The organism is Sphingomonas sp. JUb134 (assembly GCF_004341505.2).
In the GTDB taxonomy this organism is placed as follows: domain Bacteria; phylum Pseudomonadota; class Alphaproteobacteria; order Sphingomonadales; family Sphingomonadaceae; genus Sphingomonas.
This window is the reverse complement of record NZ_SLYP02000001.1, coordinates 1320463-1335724: the sequence shown is the minus strand read 5'-3', so window position 1 is coordinate 1335724 and position 15262 is coordinate 1320463. Positions and strand designations below refer to the sequence as shown.

18 protein-coding genes and 1 tRNA gene are annotated in these 15262 nt (G+C 67.5%); 9 read left to right on the top strand and 10 right to left on the bottom strand.

Features of this window, described 5'->3' with window-relative positions:
* Nucleotides 1–249: 249 nt before the first annotated feature.
* Genes EDF69_RS06275 through EDF69_RS06265 form a run of 3 tightly spaced genes read right to left on the bottom strand, consistent with a single transcriptional unit; the run spans nucleotide 250 to nucleotide 4217 of the window.
* Entirely contained in the window at nucleotides 250–702 is a 453-nt protein-coding gene (locus EDF69_RS06275; RefSeq protein ID WP_204991325.1) for a hypothetical protein, read from the bottom strand.
* Nucleotides 699–1298, bottom strand: a complete 600-nt coding sequence (locus EDF69_RS06270; protein WP_239555331.1) for a hypothetical protein — start codon at nucleotides 1296–1298, stop codon at nucleotides 699–701. The genes EDF69_RS06275 and EDF69_RS06270 overlap by 4 nt, the downstream gene beginning before the upstream one ends.
* A gap of 51 nt (nucleotides 1299–1349) precedes the next feature.
* A complete protein-coding gene (locus EDF69_RS06265) occupies nucleotides 1350–4217 on the bottom strand; it encodes an SGNH/GDSL hydrolase family protein (protein WP_204991324.1) in 2868 nt (955 codons plus the stop codon).
* A 21-nt stretch (nucleotides 4218–4238) separates the two neighbouring features.
* Here EDF69_RS06265 and EDF69_RS06260 point away from each other — a divergent pair, with 21 nt between their 5' ends.
* The 6 genes from EDF69_RS06260 (at nucleotide 4239) to EDF69_RS06235 (ending at nucleotide 7762) form a co-directional block, all read left to right on the top strand.
* The gene (locus EDF69_RS06260) at nucleotides 4239–4874 is read left to right on the top strand and encodes a hypothetical protein (protein ID WP_204991323.1); all 636 of its coding nucleotides are present in this window, start codon (nucleotides 4239–4241) and stop codon (nucleotides 4872–4874) included.
* The gene (locus tag EDF69_RS06255; protein WP_132882512.1) at nucleotides 4871–5173 is read left to right on the top strand and encodes a hypothetical protein; all 303 of its coding nucleotides are present in this window, start codon (nucleotides 4871–4873) and stop codon (nucleotides 5171–5173) included. Before EDF69_RS06260 ends, EDF69_RS06255 begins: the two co-directional genes overlap by 4 nt.
* Nucleotides 5170–5679, top strand: coding sequence for a hypothetical protein (locus EDF69_RS06250; protein ID WP_132882513.1), 510 nt, complete (start codon nucleotides 5170–5172; stop codon nucleotides 5677–5679). Before EDF69_RS06255 ends, EDF69_RS06250 begins: the two co-directional genes overlap by 4 nt.
* Entirely contained in the window at nucleotides 5676–5969 is a 294-nt protein-coding gene (locus EDF69_RS06245; RefSeq protein WP_132882514.1) for a hypothetical protein, read from the top strand. Before EDF69_RS06250 ends, EDF69_RS06245 begins: the two co-directional genes overlap by 4 nt.
* A complete protein-coding gene (locus tag EDF69_RS06240) occupies nucleotides 5962–6306 on the top strand; it encodes a hypothetical protein (RefSeq protein ID WP_132882515.1) in 345 nt (114 codons plus the stop codon). Before EDF69_RS06245 ends, EDF69_RS06240 begins: the two co-directional genes overlap by 8 nt.
* Before the next feature lie 151 nt (nucleotides 6307–6457).
* Entirely contained in the window at nucleotides 6458–7762 is a 1305-nt protein-coding gene (locus EDF69_RS06235) for a tyrosine-type recombinase/integrase (RefSeq protein ID WP_132882516.1), read from the top strand.
* A 1-nt stretch (nucleotide 7763) separates the two neighbouring features.
* On the opposite strand, the gene EDF69_RS06230 is transcribed toward EDF69_RS06235, so the two are convergent.
* Both EDF69_RS06230 and EDF69_RS06225 read right to left on the bottom strand, forming a co-directional pair.
* Entirely contained in the window at nucleotides 7764–8033 is a 270-nt protein-coding gene (locus EDF69_RS06230) for a DUF6894 family protein (protein WP_425336595.1), read from the bottom strand.
* Nucleotides 8034–8257: 224 nt separating this feature from the next.
* Nucleotides 8258–8333: transfer RNA gene (locus EDF69_RS06225), tRNA-Ala, on the bottom strand.
* Nucleotides 8334–8547: 214 nt separating this feature from the next.
* Here EDF69_RS06225 and EDF69_RS06220 point away from each other — a divergent pair.
* Nucleotides 8548–9921, top strand: a complete 1374-nt coding sequence (locus EDF69_RS06220; RefSeq protein WP_132882518.1) for a DUF2171 domain-containing protein — start codon at nucleotides 8548–8550, stop codon at nucleotides 9919–9921.
* Nucleotides 9922–10017: 96 nt separating this feature from the next.
* Here the strand turns inward: EDF69_RS06220 and EDF69_RS06215 are convergent, their stop codons facing one another.
* The 5 genes from EDF69_RS06215 to ypfJ form a co-directional block, all read right to left on the bottom strand.
* On the bottom strand, nucleotides 10018–11022 hold the full coding sequence (locus EDF69_RS06215; RefSeq protein WP_132882653.1) for a zinc-dependent alcohol dehydrogenase family protein: 1005 nt from the start codon (nucleotides 11020–11022) through the stop codon (nucleotides 10018–10020).
* Nucleotides 11023–11089: 67 nt separating this feature from the next.
* On the bottom strand, nucleotides 11090–11269 hold the full coding sequence (locus EDF69_RS06210; RefSeq protein ID WP_125962215.1) for a hypothetical protein: 180 nt from the start codon (nucleotides 11267–11269) through the stop codon (nucleotides 11090–11092).
* 26 nt (nucleotides 11270–11295) lie between these two features.
* Nucleotides 11296–11751 carry a YaiI/YqxD family protein gene (locus tag EDF69_RS06205; protein WP_132882654.1) on the bottom strand — a complete coding sequence of 152 codons (456 nt, stop codon included), beginning with the start codon at nucleotides 11749–11751 and terminating at the stop codon, nucleotides 11296–11298.
* Complete coding sequence (locus EDF69_RS06200; protein ID WP_132882519.1) at nucleotides 11748–12224, bottom strand: GreA/GreB family elongation factor; 477 nt, start codon at nucleotides 12222–12224, stop codon at nucleotides 11748–11750. Before EDF69_RS06200 ends, EDF69_RS06205 begins: the two co-directional genes overlap by 4 nt.
* 4 nt (nucleotides 12225–12228) lie before the next feature.
* Entirely contained in the window at nucleotides 12229–13122 is an 894-nt protein-coding gene (gene ypfJ, locus EDF69_RS06195; protein ID WP_132882520.1) for a KPN_02809 family neutral zinc metallopeptidase, read from the bottom strand.
* A gap of 126 nt (nucleotides 13123–13248) precedes the next feature.
* Here ypfJ and EDF69_RS06190 point away from each other — a divergent pair, with 126 nt between their 5' ends.
* Nucleotides 13249–14421, top strand: a complete 1173-nt coding sequence (locus EDF69_RS06190) for a patatin-like phospholipase family protein (RefSeq protein ID WP_132882521.1) — start codon at nucleotides 13249–13251, stop codon at nucleotides 14419–14421.
* 20 nt (nucleotides 14422–14441) lie between these two features.
* Entirely contained in the window at nucleotides 14442–15227 is a 786-nt protein-coding gene (locus EDF69_RS06185) for a 3-hydroxybutyrate dehydrogenase (protein WP_132882522.1), read from the top strand.
* The last annotated feature ends 35 nt before the right edge of the window (nucleotides 15228–15262 follow it).

Genomic DNA, 15262 nt, shown 5'->3' with positions numbered 1-15262 from the left:
GAAGATGGTGCGCCAGCTGCGTCGCCGGCGCCAACACTCGGACCGGCAAACCCATTCGGCTGCGCGATCACAGCCTCGGAATATTGGTCGACGATGAGCTGAATGGCCAGAAGTACGGGACTCGTCCGACCCTGTTAATCCTGGCGTAACATTGACTTGGCAGAACAACCGCTGTCCGGCTCTCCTCATGAAGCCGGCACCCCTCTCCTAAGAACCTGCCCCGCCTGTCCCCTCAGGTGGGGCTTTTTATCAATCGTGTTTGCGCAGTTCCCGGGTCAGCCGCTCGATTTCATCGTCATCGCTCAGCGTCCGCTCAGCTGGATTGGGCGGCGCCGGTGCGCCAAGTGTACGGATCATCGCCTGGAAGCCCTCACGGACCGCGTTGAGCATCTGGCTCTTCGCCATGCCGATCAGGCCATAGCCGATGCCGGCGATGGTCATTGCGCTGATGCCGGCCGGCAGCAGGTCCAGCTGGTGCGCCTGCGTCCACAGCGCCGCGATCGCGCTGCACAGCGCCGTCACCGCCAGGTCGAGGGCGATCTGCTTTTTACCCTGAGTGTTGAGATAGACGCACAGCCGCGTGATCAGGACGATGCCGACGGTCACCACCAACGGCCCCGCCTGGAACTGATAGCCCGCGATCGACCATACGACCGGAATGGGGACTGCCGCGGCCGCCCCCGCCGCCGCCTGAGCCTTCACCGAAGGAGGACAGCCGCAGCGGCGATGATACCGCTCAAGATCACAATACCCGCCGCCCGCGCCAACACCGGCCAGCGAGACCACATGTCGACCGGCAGAGGCCCGCTGCGCAGCTTGTACTCGATGCCGGGCTCGCCGAGCACCACGATCGCCATCCACGAGAAGCCGCAGCCCAGCGCTACCGGGTCCAGCCAGCGCTTCGCCATAACGACGCGGGCATAGGTGGCGGGATCGTCGGGGTTCCAGCCCCACAGGTTCAGCGCCTCTGTACCGCATCGGATCATCAGTGCGACCGCCGCCAGGAAGGTGATCGCGCGGTAGAGCGTCACCGGGTGAAGCGGATGGTCATAGACGCGCTGTGACCAGATCCGCTGCGCCTGCCGCGCAGAAAGCATGAAGCCGAGGAACATGCCCGCGGTCATCAGGAACAGGTTCCAGGCGAACAGGGTCGGGTCGCCGTTGAACGACGGCGGCGCCTGCGATCGTGGCGCGTTGGCGATCATCTGGGCGGCCAAGCTGTTGGCCGCAGAAGCCCATGCGGCACTGACGGGCACGAGCAGGCCCACCAGCACCGCGACGAAGCGCGATGGGTGCATTGTGGATCTCCTGCCCGGACAGCGCCGGGCGTCGCTTAAAGGAACGCGCAGTTAGGCGAGCGACAGCCCGGCGCCGTTGTCGAGCAGGAAGGGCGCATCGATCTCGATCTGCCGAGAGTAGCGAAGGTGCCCCTCTTCGTTCGGATGCACGCCATCGCCGATGTGCAGGGTATCGTCCCATGTCGTCATGTCGTGGTTGAGCGTGACCGCCTTGTTGAGGTCGATCAGCGTGTACTTGGCGAAGTCGGGGCTGTTGCGGAGGCGATCGTTCATCGCCGCCGTGTTGGCGTTGCGCGGCGGCGTGGTGACCAGGACCGGGATGCTGCCCTTCGCCTCCACCGCTGCGATCATCGCCTTCATGTTGGTCTCCCACGAGACCACACCGCCGTCGTTCGCCCCGGCGAGGATCACGACGTAGCGCGGGGTTGCCCAGGTCAGTTCGAACTGGAGCCGCGACAGGATGTCCGACGAGCGATCTCCGCTCTTGCCGCAGGTCATCATGTCGCCACGCCCCCGGAACTTTTCGATGAGGCGACCGCCGGTCGGCGCGTCGGGCTTCCGGATCGCTACGCCATCGGTGATGCTGTCGCCGAACCACAGCGCGAACGGCCGGCTGTCGACGTTCACGATCCAGGTAAGGCGGGACACCGTCACGTTGCCGCTGACCGCCACCACGCCGACGCCACCGTTCAGCATGGTGAGGAAGCCGCCCGTGTACGCCGTCGACACTGGCACCGAGACTTGACTGGTGGTGTCGCGGATGAAGGCGCGAATGGTGAGGTTCACCCGCTTCATTTCGAGCAGGTACTCGTGACCCGCCACCAGGAAGCCGGCAGGCAGGAGAACCGAGGGGCCGGGAGTTCCCGGAGCTTCAAGGGAAAGCTGGTCGGTCTCGCCGCCCACGTCGGCATAGAGGGTGAGCGTACCCGCCTGCCCGTCGACCATCAGCGTCGAGCCGCGGGCGCCACGAACGGCGCGCAGGCCGAACACGGCGTTCGCATCGTGCACCGTCGCCCGCATGCGGATCGTCTTGCGATCCTGCGCGCTGTCCGCGTCGAAATAGGCGGTGGCGCCCCAGCCCGTCCGGGTAGCTGGGGGCACGATGCCCGCCGCCGCCTGCGTCCATCCGTTCAGCCGCCACGCGGCGGGCAGGTCGTTGCCGGCCTTCATCACCTGGTCGACGATGACCGTGGAGCCGCGCAGCGCGTCCGCTATCACGAGCCCGCCGCTCGGGAGAGCCGCTACTTTTGCCGCCAGCTCGCGCACTTCGGCCGCCACACCCGGCGCCGTGTAGCCACGCAGGCGGATCTGCGGTTCCACGCCAGCAGAGAGTGAAGTCACCTGGTTGGAACCCGTGAGGTTCACGCCCGCCTTGTAATAGCTATCGCGACCGGTCGCCTTGGTGCGCATCCGGGCGTCGCCCGGCGTATACACCGCGACGGCACAGCCGGCCGGGATCAGATAGCCATCGCCGGGGATCCAGCCCGTGCCGGCCGGAATGACGTTGCCGCCGGCGGCGATGGCAACCGGCGAACTCAGGATCTCCGAATAGATCCCGACGCTCTCTTCCTTCAGCAGCTTGAAGGCCCCTACAGAGCCGGTACCGGTGAGCATCTCGAACTCGATGCCCGTGAGCAGGAACGGCTCGGTCGCGGTCCGAACAATGTTCGTCCGGCCGGCGTTGGCGGCCCCGGCCTGTTCGTGTTCCGGAACGCCCAGCACAGCAGGAGTGGCGAACGCGACGCCCTTGAGGGCAGTCAGCGCATTCGCGGCCTTCAGGGAGTCGATATACTGCTGATGCTCCGCGACCTTCGCGTAGGTGCCCGGCGCCACGCGGCCCACCATGCGGATCTGCGGGATGGCGCCGTTGGTCGTGCTCACGGCCACGTTGTCGCCGGCGATATTGCCCTGCACGTAGGGCAACACGCCGCCAGCAAGCGTAGTCTGCCGCATACGGGCGTCCGCCCCGAAGATGGCGACGGTGTAGCCGGCCGGCAAAAGATACCCGCCCTCCACGAGCCATCCGGTGTTCTTCAGGACGGTGTCGAGGTCAGCCTGGATAGCGCCGATCGGAATGGGCGCGGACGCGATCACGCTATACGCCCCGGCGCTGATCCGCTTCACCAGGTGCAGGGCGCCGGGTGCCGTGTTGGTGCTGAACGCGCGGAAATCTACCTGTTCCAGAAGGAAGGGCCGGTCGAAGACCGGTCCGAAATAGGTTCGGTTGCCGGTTGCAGTTCCGGCGCTCGTCAATGCGGTTGCACCGCCGACCGTGGCCGTGTCGTAGATGTAGGACAGGAACGGCCGGGAGAGCCCCCGGGCCTCCGCTGCTGCATCCTGGGCAAGCACGCGCTCGCCAGTAGCTGTCGCCACCTGTTGCCCCAGCTCGCTGGCGGCTTTGGTGAGCATCTCGTTCAGTTCGGCCGTGCCGTTGATCGAAAGCTGGATGACTTCGTCACCAGCAATGGTGGCAGACATCTCCACAGTGTCAGTCGACGCCAGGTTCGATGTCCGTGCGAGCGACTCGCGCTGAACCGGCGCGGTTTCGCTGTCCATGACCGTGCCGCGTGCGGTCCACCGCCCGTAAAAGCGGGTCTGCCCGTCCAGCTCGATCTCGTGGACCATCGGGTAGTCGGCGCCGACCTCACCGCCGTAGGGCAGCTTGTCCCGCATGGTAGTCAGGTTGTAGCGCCCGACGATCGTGCTCACAGGCACGCCGTCCACCATCTCCACGCCCGCCAGACGCAGGACTGGGCGCGCTGCGACCAGCGGATCGCCGAGGTGCTCGCATCCGACGCGCGCCGGTTCGGCCGGCGTGGAGCATTCCGCCAGCAGGACGAAGACCTTCTGTCCGCGTTCGCAGTATGCAGGCGCGGCACAGAAGAGTGGCTCGCGGCCGGCCCAGAGCTCGATGATCAATCCGCCGATGAAACTGGCGCGGTGATCGACGCAGCTGAGGAGCGTATCTTTGCCGCGCGTGCGACGACGATCGAGGGCGTGCTGGCGAAGCTGCGCCTAGCGTTCAGGGGGAACGTCGGCCAGGCGTGGTCTGACCGTGCCATCGCCGATACCAGCCATGTGGTATTCCGGGACGGTTTGGCCTCCAGCGACTGGTACACCCGGCTGCTCTGGGGCGCGATCGACGACTTGGCGAAACTTGGCGGCGTAGATCTCGCCTCCATGGTTGCCGACGGCGGCCCGAACATCACCCCGCCGGTGGCGCGCGCAGCCACAGTCGAGCCAAGCGCGGCCGGCGTGGCACGCCTTTCCGGGAAAAATGGTGCCGGTCTCCGCAACATCCTCAACGAGCGTAATGCGGAGCTTGGTCGACTTGGCGAGCCTGACCTTACTGACGAGGAAAGAAACGTGGTTTGCGGGCGCATGAACGCGCTTGAGGAGCGTCTGTTCGACACTCCGGCGGCTACATCTCCGGACGTAATGACGAAACTGCTACTGATTGCGCAAATCGTCGAGGAGGGCTTCGAACCGGCCCAGGAATTAGCGACTAAGGCGCTGGCGGAGGCCCGGAAGCTTGGCCTTGCTGAACCCGCTCAGCCGTGGGTGGACGCAGCATGAGCGACATCGACCACGCCTATCAGGCACGCTTCACCGAGGCGCTCATGCAGGCGATCATGACAGTGTCGCTCGTCGAGGAGCCTGGCCAGCCGCGCACAGCCTTCGTGCGCAGCGCCGAGGTCATCGACGCCATGCTGTCGATGATCGCTCTCCTCAGCTCGACCAGCGTCGAGACGAAGACACCCGCAAAGACGCGGGCGCTGTGTGACCGGCTGGCCAGGAAGCTCCAGCGCCTCATCGCCGCGGCTCAGCGGTCACCTAGCCCCTTCGAGACCATCAATCCGGAGCTCCACTCATGACCGGCATCTATAATCACCGCTGCTTCATCCCGTTGCACCAGGTCGTCAGCGCCTCGTCGGTCGAGAACCGGCACGGCGTGGAAATGCTCAAGCTTCGGCAGGCGGACGGCACCACGAACATGGACCTGATGACGTGGGAGCGGTTCGGCGAGACGCCTGTTCAGCTGATCCCTTCGGAACCCGGAACCAACCTCCTGCAGATCTTCAGCGATGATGGCAGCGATGATGGTCAGGCAGCTGAGTGGTTTGTCGAAGCAATCCCCTTGATCGGCTGGGCTCTGTGCATCGACGGAGAAGTTCGCCCGGTGACTGCCTCCGGCGTCAACGACGGTGTCAGCGAACCGGAAGACATCGGCAACTTCGTCGAAATGCCGAACGGCAAGGTGGTATCGTGCTCGCGCTGGGCCAGCCAGGGCTCGTTCGACAATATTGCCAAGCTACTCGCGTTCGTCTGGGAGGTACGAGGCAAGCGCCCGGCCGCACGGACCCAGGAACCGGCAGCATGATCCGGCTGGCAGTAGAGAACTCGTCCGTAGAGGCGGCATGGGCCGCTTTCGACGCCGCCGCCCTCGCCCTGCACGCGCGCTATTCGGCCGCAGAGCGAGGCACCGCTGACACCGCACAGGCCCGCACTGCGCGAATGCAGGCGGCGCAGGAGGTGGCCCGGCTCTGGGATCGGTTCATGGAGCTATTCCTGGCCGGTCTGGAGCCAAAGCTTCCAACTGACGAAGACCCGGCAAGCGCTTTCGAGGCGCACGCCGCGTGGGTCAGGCGGACGGAGCAGGCCGTTGGCTGACGACGTCGATCAGGCGAACGCGATCGCCGAGGCGCACCTCGAGCGGAGCCTCTCAGCTGTGCGCGTGCCGGCACCAGCCGACCAGCCCGGCAAGTGCGAAGAAGCGAGTCAGGCGCCGGCGCGGGACGTGCTGGCCGAGGGCGACTTCTCAACAGAGGAGACAACAGCCCTGCTCGACGCAGCCCAGGCCGCGGTCGCAGCACTGACTGGCCGCAAACGGGTCGCGAAGTTCGACTTCGAGGGACGGCGATACCGAGCTAAAGCCAGCCAGATACGGCTGCACGTCTCGACGGCGGATAATCGGCGGTACGTCGCATACCGTTGGAGGGTCCAGTGACCCTGCCCTTTCATGAACTGACCGATCAGCTCGAGCGCGCTGCCCGAAACGGGACCAGGGCGCACCTAGCACCGGATGTCGTGCGGGCTCTGGTCGAGTCCCCCGCCTATTCCATTCTCACCGACGAACGCAGGAAGGAGCTCGTCGCCACATGGCGCGACAGAAGGCCCAAAGCGCTGAGCGCGTCCAGCTCGGATCCTTCTGGCTCGAATACCGAGCCGAAAGAGACGACTGGAGCATCTGCTGGTACGATCCCGCAGCTCGTACACGGCGCCGCCGCAAGACAGGCATTGGAGGAAGCGGCAGCGCTGAGCCGCCCGAGGCAGCGCGGGAAGCGCTAGCTCGCCACTATCTGGAGGCAAGCAAGCCGGCCGAGCCTCAGCCGAGGGCGCAGGCGATGGTGCCCGAATTGCTCACCGGTTGGATGCGGGATCACGTCGCGACGAAGGCGGACAGCGCGCGTTACGCCATCTCCGTGCAGCACCTGTTGCGCTTCTTCGACCGCGAGCAACGCCTCGGCCGCATCACGGGCGGCGTGACGGTCGCCGACATCAACAAGACGTTCGTCGATCGATTCATCGCATTCCGAAAGGGCGAGGCCGTCGGCGGCCACACGATCAGCCGCGACCTGGCGGCACTCCGCGGCGCGCTGAACTGGGCGTGGCGCGAGGAGCTCATCGAGGCGGCCCCGTTCGTGAAGGACGTGGAGGCGAAGGAGAAGGCGAAGCCGCGCGACCTCACCTACTCAATGGAGCAGGTGGCGGCGCTGCTGGAAGCAGCCTGGAGCCGGCCCGAGCGACACCACGTGTTCCTCTACTCGCTGATCGCCCTGAGCACCTGCGGCCGAAGCGAAGCAATCCTCGACCTGCACGATCACCAGATCGACCGCGGCCTGATCTTCTTCCTGGATCCGGATCGCGACCAGACGTCCAAGCGCCGGTCCATCGTGCCGATCGCGCCGACGCTGGCGCCGTGGCTGGAAGGTGTCAGCGGCAAGGTTATCAAGTACCGCGCAGAGCTGGCGCAGGCGAAGTGGGCCGATCCGGACGTGCCGGAATTCTTCGAGCGCGACTGCTACGACCTGGGCAACGCCTTCGACGCCTGCCTGGTCGAGGCCGGGATTAGCCGGCCGGTGCTGGACGCGCGGGGTAAGCCCGCCATGCTGCCGCCACGCCGAAAGCTGGGCGAGACCAAGCCGCGGCCGAAGCTGCGCGGGCGCGGAACACCGAACACCCTACGTCACACCATCATCACCGAGATGCACGCGCGCGGCGTTCCTGAGGCGCAGATTGAAGCGGCAGCGGGCCACGTTGGCGAGGGCACGAACAAGCGCAACTACCGGCACCTGCGGCCGGACTATCTGGCTGAGCTGATCGGTGCCGTTGAGGACTATTGGTCGGAGATGAAGCGGTACACCACGGTGCATCTGCGACCCAGATCATCCGCGGCTATGTAGTTTACACGCCCGCTGGTGTGGCTGGAACCAAGCGGCGCGTCGCTGGTGCGTCAGATGCGGAAACGTGCATCACGAAAAGGATCAGCCCCGACTCATCAGTCGCCTCGATCTGCCACAACTCATCCGACCAGATCTGCTCGGCGTGATCCTTCAGGACCTCCCCGACGAATTTTGCTAGTTCCAACCGAAGTTTCGTCAGATCCTCACGCTTCACCTCCGTGGAGCTGGCGACATGAGATCCGGTCCGCAGGTTGATAAAGTACCTTGGCATCGGCAGGGCCTCCGGGCCGGCGTGTCGATGTCCAACGACCTGACGCTACTCGGGTTTCGTCTCCGCCGAGTTTTGCCTCACAACCCTACAGGCCGCTCCTTGAGACACTCGCGATCGTAATCCAGCCCAGGCCTGCGGTCCCAATGCGGTCCCAACAGCGTCAGATCGTCAGAAGCTCGGAGAGGCCAGCAACACGAGACAGGCGGAAATGCTGGGCTGCGGGGTGGTGGAGCTGAGGGGAATCGAACCCCTGACCTCTGCAGTGCGATTGCAGCGCTCTCCCATCTGAGCTACAGCCCCGCCCCGTCCCCGGCAAAGCCGGGGCCGCTCCCTTAGCCGGGCTTTTCGGGCGATGCAACCGTCGCCTTCTTCCGAAACCAGCCCCGCATCGTGCGCCGAACGGCACCCGCTGTGCGTCCAGCGCGCGGAACCGGCTCATCCTTAACCTGTTATAATTTCCGGAAGCTGCGCCACGAGACGCGGCACCGCAGGATGACGTTTCAGGAGACGATCCATGGCGTATGAACGCTACCCCCGCGGGCGCGGTACCGCGGGTGACTATGGCCAAGATTTCGGCTCGGGCCGCGACTATACCTATTCCAGCGCGCGCGACTATGCGGCGGCCGGCTATGACGAGGATCGTGGACGCGGCGGCTACCGGCGCGACGAGGGTCGTGGCTATGGCGAGCGTGACTATGGCGGCCGCGACTACGGCAACCGGGACTATGGCGCGCGCAACTTCGGCGGCGAGGGTTCGGGCGGATACGGCGGTGGGCGCTATCGCGACCGCGGGTCGAGCCAGCCCTATCGCGGCAGCTACGCAAGCGACGGCCACCGCTTCACCGACGTCGACAACCAGGACGAGGGCGGCAGCTGGGATCGCGACCACCGCTACGGCGGCGATCGCAACTCCGGCGGCCGGTATCTGGGCGACCGCGACCAGCGCCCCCGCGGCGGCTACGGCGCATCCTCCGGCTATGGCGAGCGCGGCTTCGTCGATCGCAGCCACGGCGAACGCGGCTATGGCGAGCGGAGCTTTGGCGAGCGCAGCCATGGCGAACGCGATCATCATCGCGGCTATGGCGCGCAGAACCGCTTCCGCGACCGGGACGATCGCGACGAGCGGCGCTTCGGCGGACGGCCGCAGGGCTATGACCATGACGAGCGCGGCTTCCTGGAACGCGCCGGCGACGAGGTCCGCTCCTGGTTCGGCGACGAAGAGGCGGAACGCCGCCGCGAGCTGGACCAGCGCTATGACGAGCAGCGCGAGCGTCGCGACGACCGCTATGGCCACGATCCCCACTACAGCAACTGGCGCAGCAACCAGCTTGCCGAGTTCGATCGCGACTATGACGAGTATCGCCAGGAACATGCGAGCAAGTTCCACAACGAGTTCAGTAGCTGGCGCACCGAGCGGCAGGGCCAGCGCACTTCGCTGAACCGTGTCCATGAGCATATGGAAGTGGTCGGCTCGGACGGTCAGCACGTCGGCACCGTCGACAAGGTGCGTGGCGACCGCATCCTCCTGACCAAGAATGATGCCGACGCCCACGGCCGCCACCACTCGATCCCGTCGCGCTGGATCGAGACGGTCGACGACAAGGTGAAGATCCGCAAGACCGCGGACGAAGCGAAGCGCCACTGGCGTGACGAGGAGCACAGCCAGGCGATGTTCGGTGACGATGCGCAGGGCGGATCGGGCGCGGGCCGCGGCGTCGGCGGCTCGGGCACGACCGGCTCCAGCACCACCGGCACGACCAGCACCACCGGCACGCTGGGCACCGTGGGCGCGACCGCCAACACCGGCGGTACGTCGGGAACGGGTACTGCCGCGGGGTCGAGCACGACCGGCGGCACCACCCCTCAGGGCGGCTCAACCTTCCGCTGAGCCCCCGAGCGCTGCCAGGCTTCCCCCTGCCTGGCAGCACCTACGGCAAGGGCCCGGACTTCGGTCCGGGCCCTTTTTGTATCTCTCAGTGAGACGCTACCATTCGACGCCAATCTTGCCGAAGTGGCTGCCGCTTTCCTCGTAGCGGAAGGCGTCCGCAAGGTCTTCGAGTGCGAAGCGCCGGTCCACGACCGGGCGGATGCCGGTCGCCTCCAGGGCGGTGACGAACGCCTGCTGGTCCGCGCGGCTGCCGACGATCAGCCCCTGCAACCGCGCCTGCTTGGCCATCAGCGCCGCGGTCGGCACCTCGCCGCCGCGCCCGGTCAGCACGCCGATCAGCGAGATGTGCCCGCCGACCCGCACCGCCTCGATCGACTGGGCGAGCGTACCCGGTCCGCCGACCTCCACAACATGGTCGACGCCCGCCCCGCTCCAGTCGCGCACCCGGCGGCCCCACTCGGCTTCGGACCGGTAGTTGAGCGTGAAGTCCGCGCCGAGGGTGCGGGCACGCTCCAGCTTCTCGTCGGACGAAGAGGTGATCGCCACCCGCGCGCCCATCACCTTGGCGATCTGCAATGCCCAGATCGAGACGCCGCCGGTGCCCAGCAGCAGCACCGTGTCGCCGGCCTTGAGATTTCCGTCGACCACCAGCGCGCGCCAGGCGGTGAGGCCGGCGGTGGTGATCGTCGCCGCTTCCACCGCGTCATAGCCCTTGGGCGCGCGGGTGAAGGCGGTGGCGGGCAACACCACCCGCTCCTGCGCAAAGCCATCGATGCCGTCGCCGGGCGTCCGGCTGAAGTCGCCGATCCTGGGCGGTCCGGCGAGCCAATCCGGGAAGAAGCAGGACACCACCGAGTCCCCGACGGCGAACTCCCTGACGCCCTCGCCGACCGCCTCCACCGTGCCGCCGCCGTCGGCCATCGGCACGCGCCCGTCCTCGGTGGGCATGCCGCCGGTCGCCACGCCATAGTCGTGATAGTTGAGCGAGCTTCCGTGCAGCGCCACGCGGATCTCGCCGGGGCCGGGATCGCCCGGATCGGGCCGCTCCTCCAGCCGCAGCCGGTCGAGCCCGCCCGGGGCGGCTACTGTCATCGCCTTCATCATCTGCATCTCCTGTTCGGGATGCAGGCACAACGCAGGCGACGGCGCGGGTCTCCCGCCCGCGCGATCAGTGCAGCTTGGCGATCGGCAGCCCGTCTTCCTTGGCGCGCTGCTTCACCGATTCCTCGCTGCGGGTGAGCGCCTTGGCGATCGCCTTCAGGGCCATGCCCTTCTTGGCGAGCGTGTGCAGCTTCTGGATCTCGTCGGGGCGCCAGGGCTGGCGATGGCGCTCGAAACGTTCGGCCATGATGGTTCTCCTTGGGAAGCCCTGCGCTACCCCGTCCGCGCCAGCCGCACCAGCAGCGTGTCGAGCGCCTGCAGGAAGCGCGATCGATCCGCCTTGGAAAAGGGCGGTGGTCCGCCGATCTGCTCGCCCCCGGCACGCAGGTCCGCCATGATCGCGCGCACCGCGATGGCGCTGCCGATCGAGGCGGTGGTGAACGGCTTGCCGCTGGGTGCGACCACGCTCGCTCCCGCCTTCAAGGCGCGGTCCGCGAGCAGGATGTCGGCGGTGACCACCACGGATCGGGCGTCGGCATGCTCGGCGATCCAGTCGTCGGCCGCGTCGAACCCGCTGTCGACCACCACCCGCTCGACGCCCGGGGGCACCCGCAGCCAGGCGTTGCTGACGATCGTCACCTGCGCGCCGTGGCGCTCGGCGACGCGGTACACCTCGTCCTTGACCGGGCAGGCATCGGCGTCGACCAGGACGCGAAGCGACGTACTCAGGACGCCGGCTCCGCGATCGGGCGGGTATCGAGCACCTCGATCGCCGCCGGGCCCCCGCCGAAATCGACCAGATCGCCCACTTCCGCGCCCGTCATCGCGACCGCAAGCGGCGCCGTGAACGGGATCAGCCCCGCCGCGGGGTCCGCCTCGTCGCTGCCGACCAGCGACACGGTGCGGGTCTGGCCGTTCAGGCGAAAGGTCACGCAAGAGCCGAACGCCACCTCGCCCTCCGGCGGGGGCGGCGCGATGGTCGCCGTGGAAAAGCGCGCGCGCCAATAGCGCAGGTCGCGCTTCAACGTTGCACGCTTCTCGTCGTCGGCCGCGGCGACGACCGCCGCCTCCAGCCGGGCGACCTCCGCCTCGATCTTCGCCAGGCCCCGGCGGGTCACCAGATTCTCGCCGGGCGGCAGCGGCAGCTCGAACTTCGGCTCCTTGTGCTCGTCGTCGTCCTCACGTCGAAAGGCCACGCTCATCGGGTCAGATCGCTCCGGAAAAAGTATCGCATTTGGCCGGATCACCCGATTCCAGGCCGGTGCGCAACCACTTCATCCGCTGGGCAGAGGTGCCGTGGGTGAAGCTTTCCGGAACGACGCGGCCCTGCGACTGCTGCTGGAGCGTGTCGTCGCCGATCGCCTGCGCCGCGCGCATGCCTTCCTCGACGTCGCCCGGCTCGATGCGGTCGCGGTTGCGCGCCGCCCAGACGCCCGCATAGCAGTCCGCCTGCAGCTCCAGCCGCACCGAAGCGGCATTACCCTCCGCCCGGCTGGAGCGCTGCTGGATCGCCGTCACCTTCTCGGCCGTACCGGTCAGGTTCTGGATATGGTGGCCGACCTCATGCGCGATGACATAGGCCTCGGCGAAGTCACCCGCCGCGCCGAAGCGCTGGCTGAGCTCCTGGAAGAAGCTGGTGTCGAGGTACACGCCCTGGTCCGGCGGGCAGTAGAAGGGCCCCATCGCGGATTGGGCGGCGCCACAGCCAGACTGCGCGCCACCCTGGTAGAAGTTGATCGTGGCCGGGCGGTAGGTGGCGCCCTGTTCCTGGAAGATCCGGCCCCAGGTCTGCTCGGTGGAGGTCATCACCCGGCACGAGAACAGCTCCGCCTCGGTATCGCAGGCGACGTTGTTGCCGCTGCTGGCGACCCGGCCCTGCTGCACGCTTTGGCCACCGCCGCCGCCCAGGATACCGCCGCCGCCGCTCATCAACAGATAGCCGACGACCACGACCGCCAGGATCGCGAAGCTGCCGCAGCCCATCCGCCCTCGGCCGAGCAACAGCGGCAACAGGCCGAGCAGGCCGAAGCCGCCGCCCCCGCCGCCGCCGCTTCCCAGGTCGCGTGCGTTCCGTGTCGGATCGAGATCGTCGAGACGCATCGCGCCATCCCTGTTCGTTGAAGGTCCGCAACCAAAATGCGCGGCGAGCCGGGACGTTGCACGCCCCGCCGCCGAATGTGCGCATCCCGTTGAAGCCGCGGCGCTTCCGGTCCATGGTCGCTCCCGATGGCCGATGCCGATCCCAGCCTGCGCCGCACGCGCCGCAGCCGCGACGTCCTTCCGCTGCCCGACTGCGTGGCCCTGGTGCTGCAGGGCGGCGGCGCGCTGGGCAGCTATCAGGCCGGCGTGGTCGAGGCGCTGGAAGGCGCCGGCATCGAGATCGACTGGGTGGCGGGCATCTCCATCGGTGCCGTCAACGCCGCCATCATCGCCGGCAATCCGCCCGAGCGCCGGATCGAGCGGCTTCGCGCCTTCTGGGAACAGGCGAGCAGCGCCCTGCCGCGGTTTCCGCTCTATCCCGACGACCGCGTGCGCGAGGCGGTGCACGAATGGTCCGCCGCCTTTGTGCTCGGCCAGGGCGTCCCCGGCTTCTTCCGCCCGCGGCTCTGGCCCCCCGCCCTCGCCCTGCCCGGCACCCGCGAGGCGCTGAGCTTCTACGACACCGAACCTCTGCGCGAGACGCTCGACGCGCTGGTCGACTGGGACCTGCTCAACGACGGACCGGTGCGCCTTTCGGTCGGCGCCGTGAACCTGGAGAGCGGCAACTTCGCCTATTTCGACACCCGCGAGCGCCGCATCGACGCGCGCCACATCATGGCGTCGGGCGCGTTGCCGCCGGGCCTGCCGCCGGTGGAGATCGACGGGCAATGGTATTGGGACGGCGGCCTCGTCTCCAACACGCCGCTCACCCATGTGCTCGATCATCAGGACGCGGCGATGCTGGTGTTCCAGGTCGATCTGTTCGCCGCGGCCTCCGAACGCCCGCGCACGATCACCGACGTGCTGGCGCGCGAAAAGGAGATTCGCTTCTCCAGCCGCACCCGCCAGGTCAGCGACGAGCGCATGAAGCTGCGCCAGGAGCGCGAGGCGATCCGCAAGGTCCTCGCCAAGCTCCCTGACGACATGTCGACGGATCCGGACGTACAGGCGCTCGCGGCGATGGCGGCCGAGCTGCCGGTGAGCCTGGTCCAGTTGATCTATCGCGCGAACGCCTGGGAGGGCGGATCGCGCGACTTCGAATTCTCAGCGCGCACCATGCACGAGCATTGGGCCGCCGGCGGTGCCGCCGTTGCCGAGACCATGGCCAATGCGCAGGTGGTCGCCGCCGACCTCCTCAACGGCAAGACCGCCGCCTACGACCTCACCCGCACGCCGCCGCTCCCCCCGGCGCCGCGCTGATCCAGCAAAAGGACCCTGCCATGTTCCTGAAGGGCAAGACCGCGATCGTCACCGGCTCCACCTCCGGCATCGGCCTGGCGATCGCCAAGGCGTTGGCCGCCGAGGGCGCGACGCTGGTCATCAACGGCTTCGGCGATGCGGAAGCGATCGAGCGTGAGCGCGCTGGCCTGGCGGCGCTGAGCGGGGGTGCGGCGCGCTACAATGCCGCCGACATGACCAAGCCGGACGAGATCGCGGCGATGGTCGATGGCGCCGCGGCGGAATTCGGCTCCGTCGACATCATCGTCAACAACGCCGGCATCCAGCACGTCGCCCCGATCGAGGAATTCCCGGTCGAGAAGTTCGACGCGATCCTCGCCATCAACCTGTCGTCTGCCTGGCACATGATGCGCGCCGCGGTGCCGCACATGAAGCGGCAGGGCTGGGGCCGGATCATCTCCACCGCCTCGGCCCATTCGCTGGTCGCGAGCCCCAACAAGTCGGCCTATGTCATGGCCAAGCACGGCATCGCCGGCCTCACCAAAACGATCGCGCTGGAAACCGCGACCCACGGCATCACCGTCAACTGCATCTCGCCGGGCTATGTCTGGACGCCGCTGGTGGAGCAGCAGATCCCCGACACCATGAAGTCGCGCGGGCTGACCCGCGAGCAGGTGATGAACGACGTGCTGCTCGCTGCCCAGCCGACCAAGGAGTTCGTCACCTCCGAGCAGGTCGCCGCCTTCGCGCTGTACCTCTGCCGGGAAGAGGCCAAGGCGATCACCGGCGCCAATCTCTCGATGGACGGCGGCTGGACCGCCGCCTGACGGCGCTTGCGCTTGCGGATCGAAGCGGCGAGCTT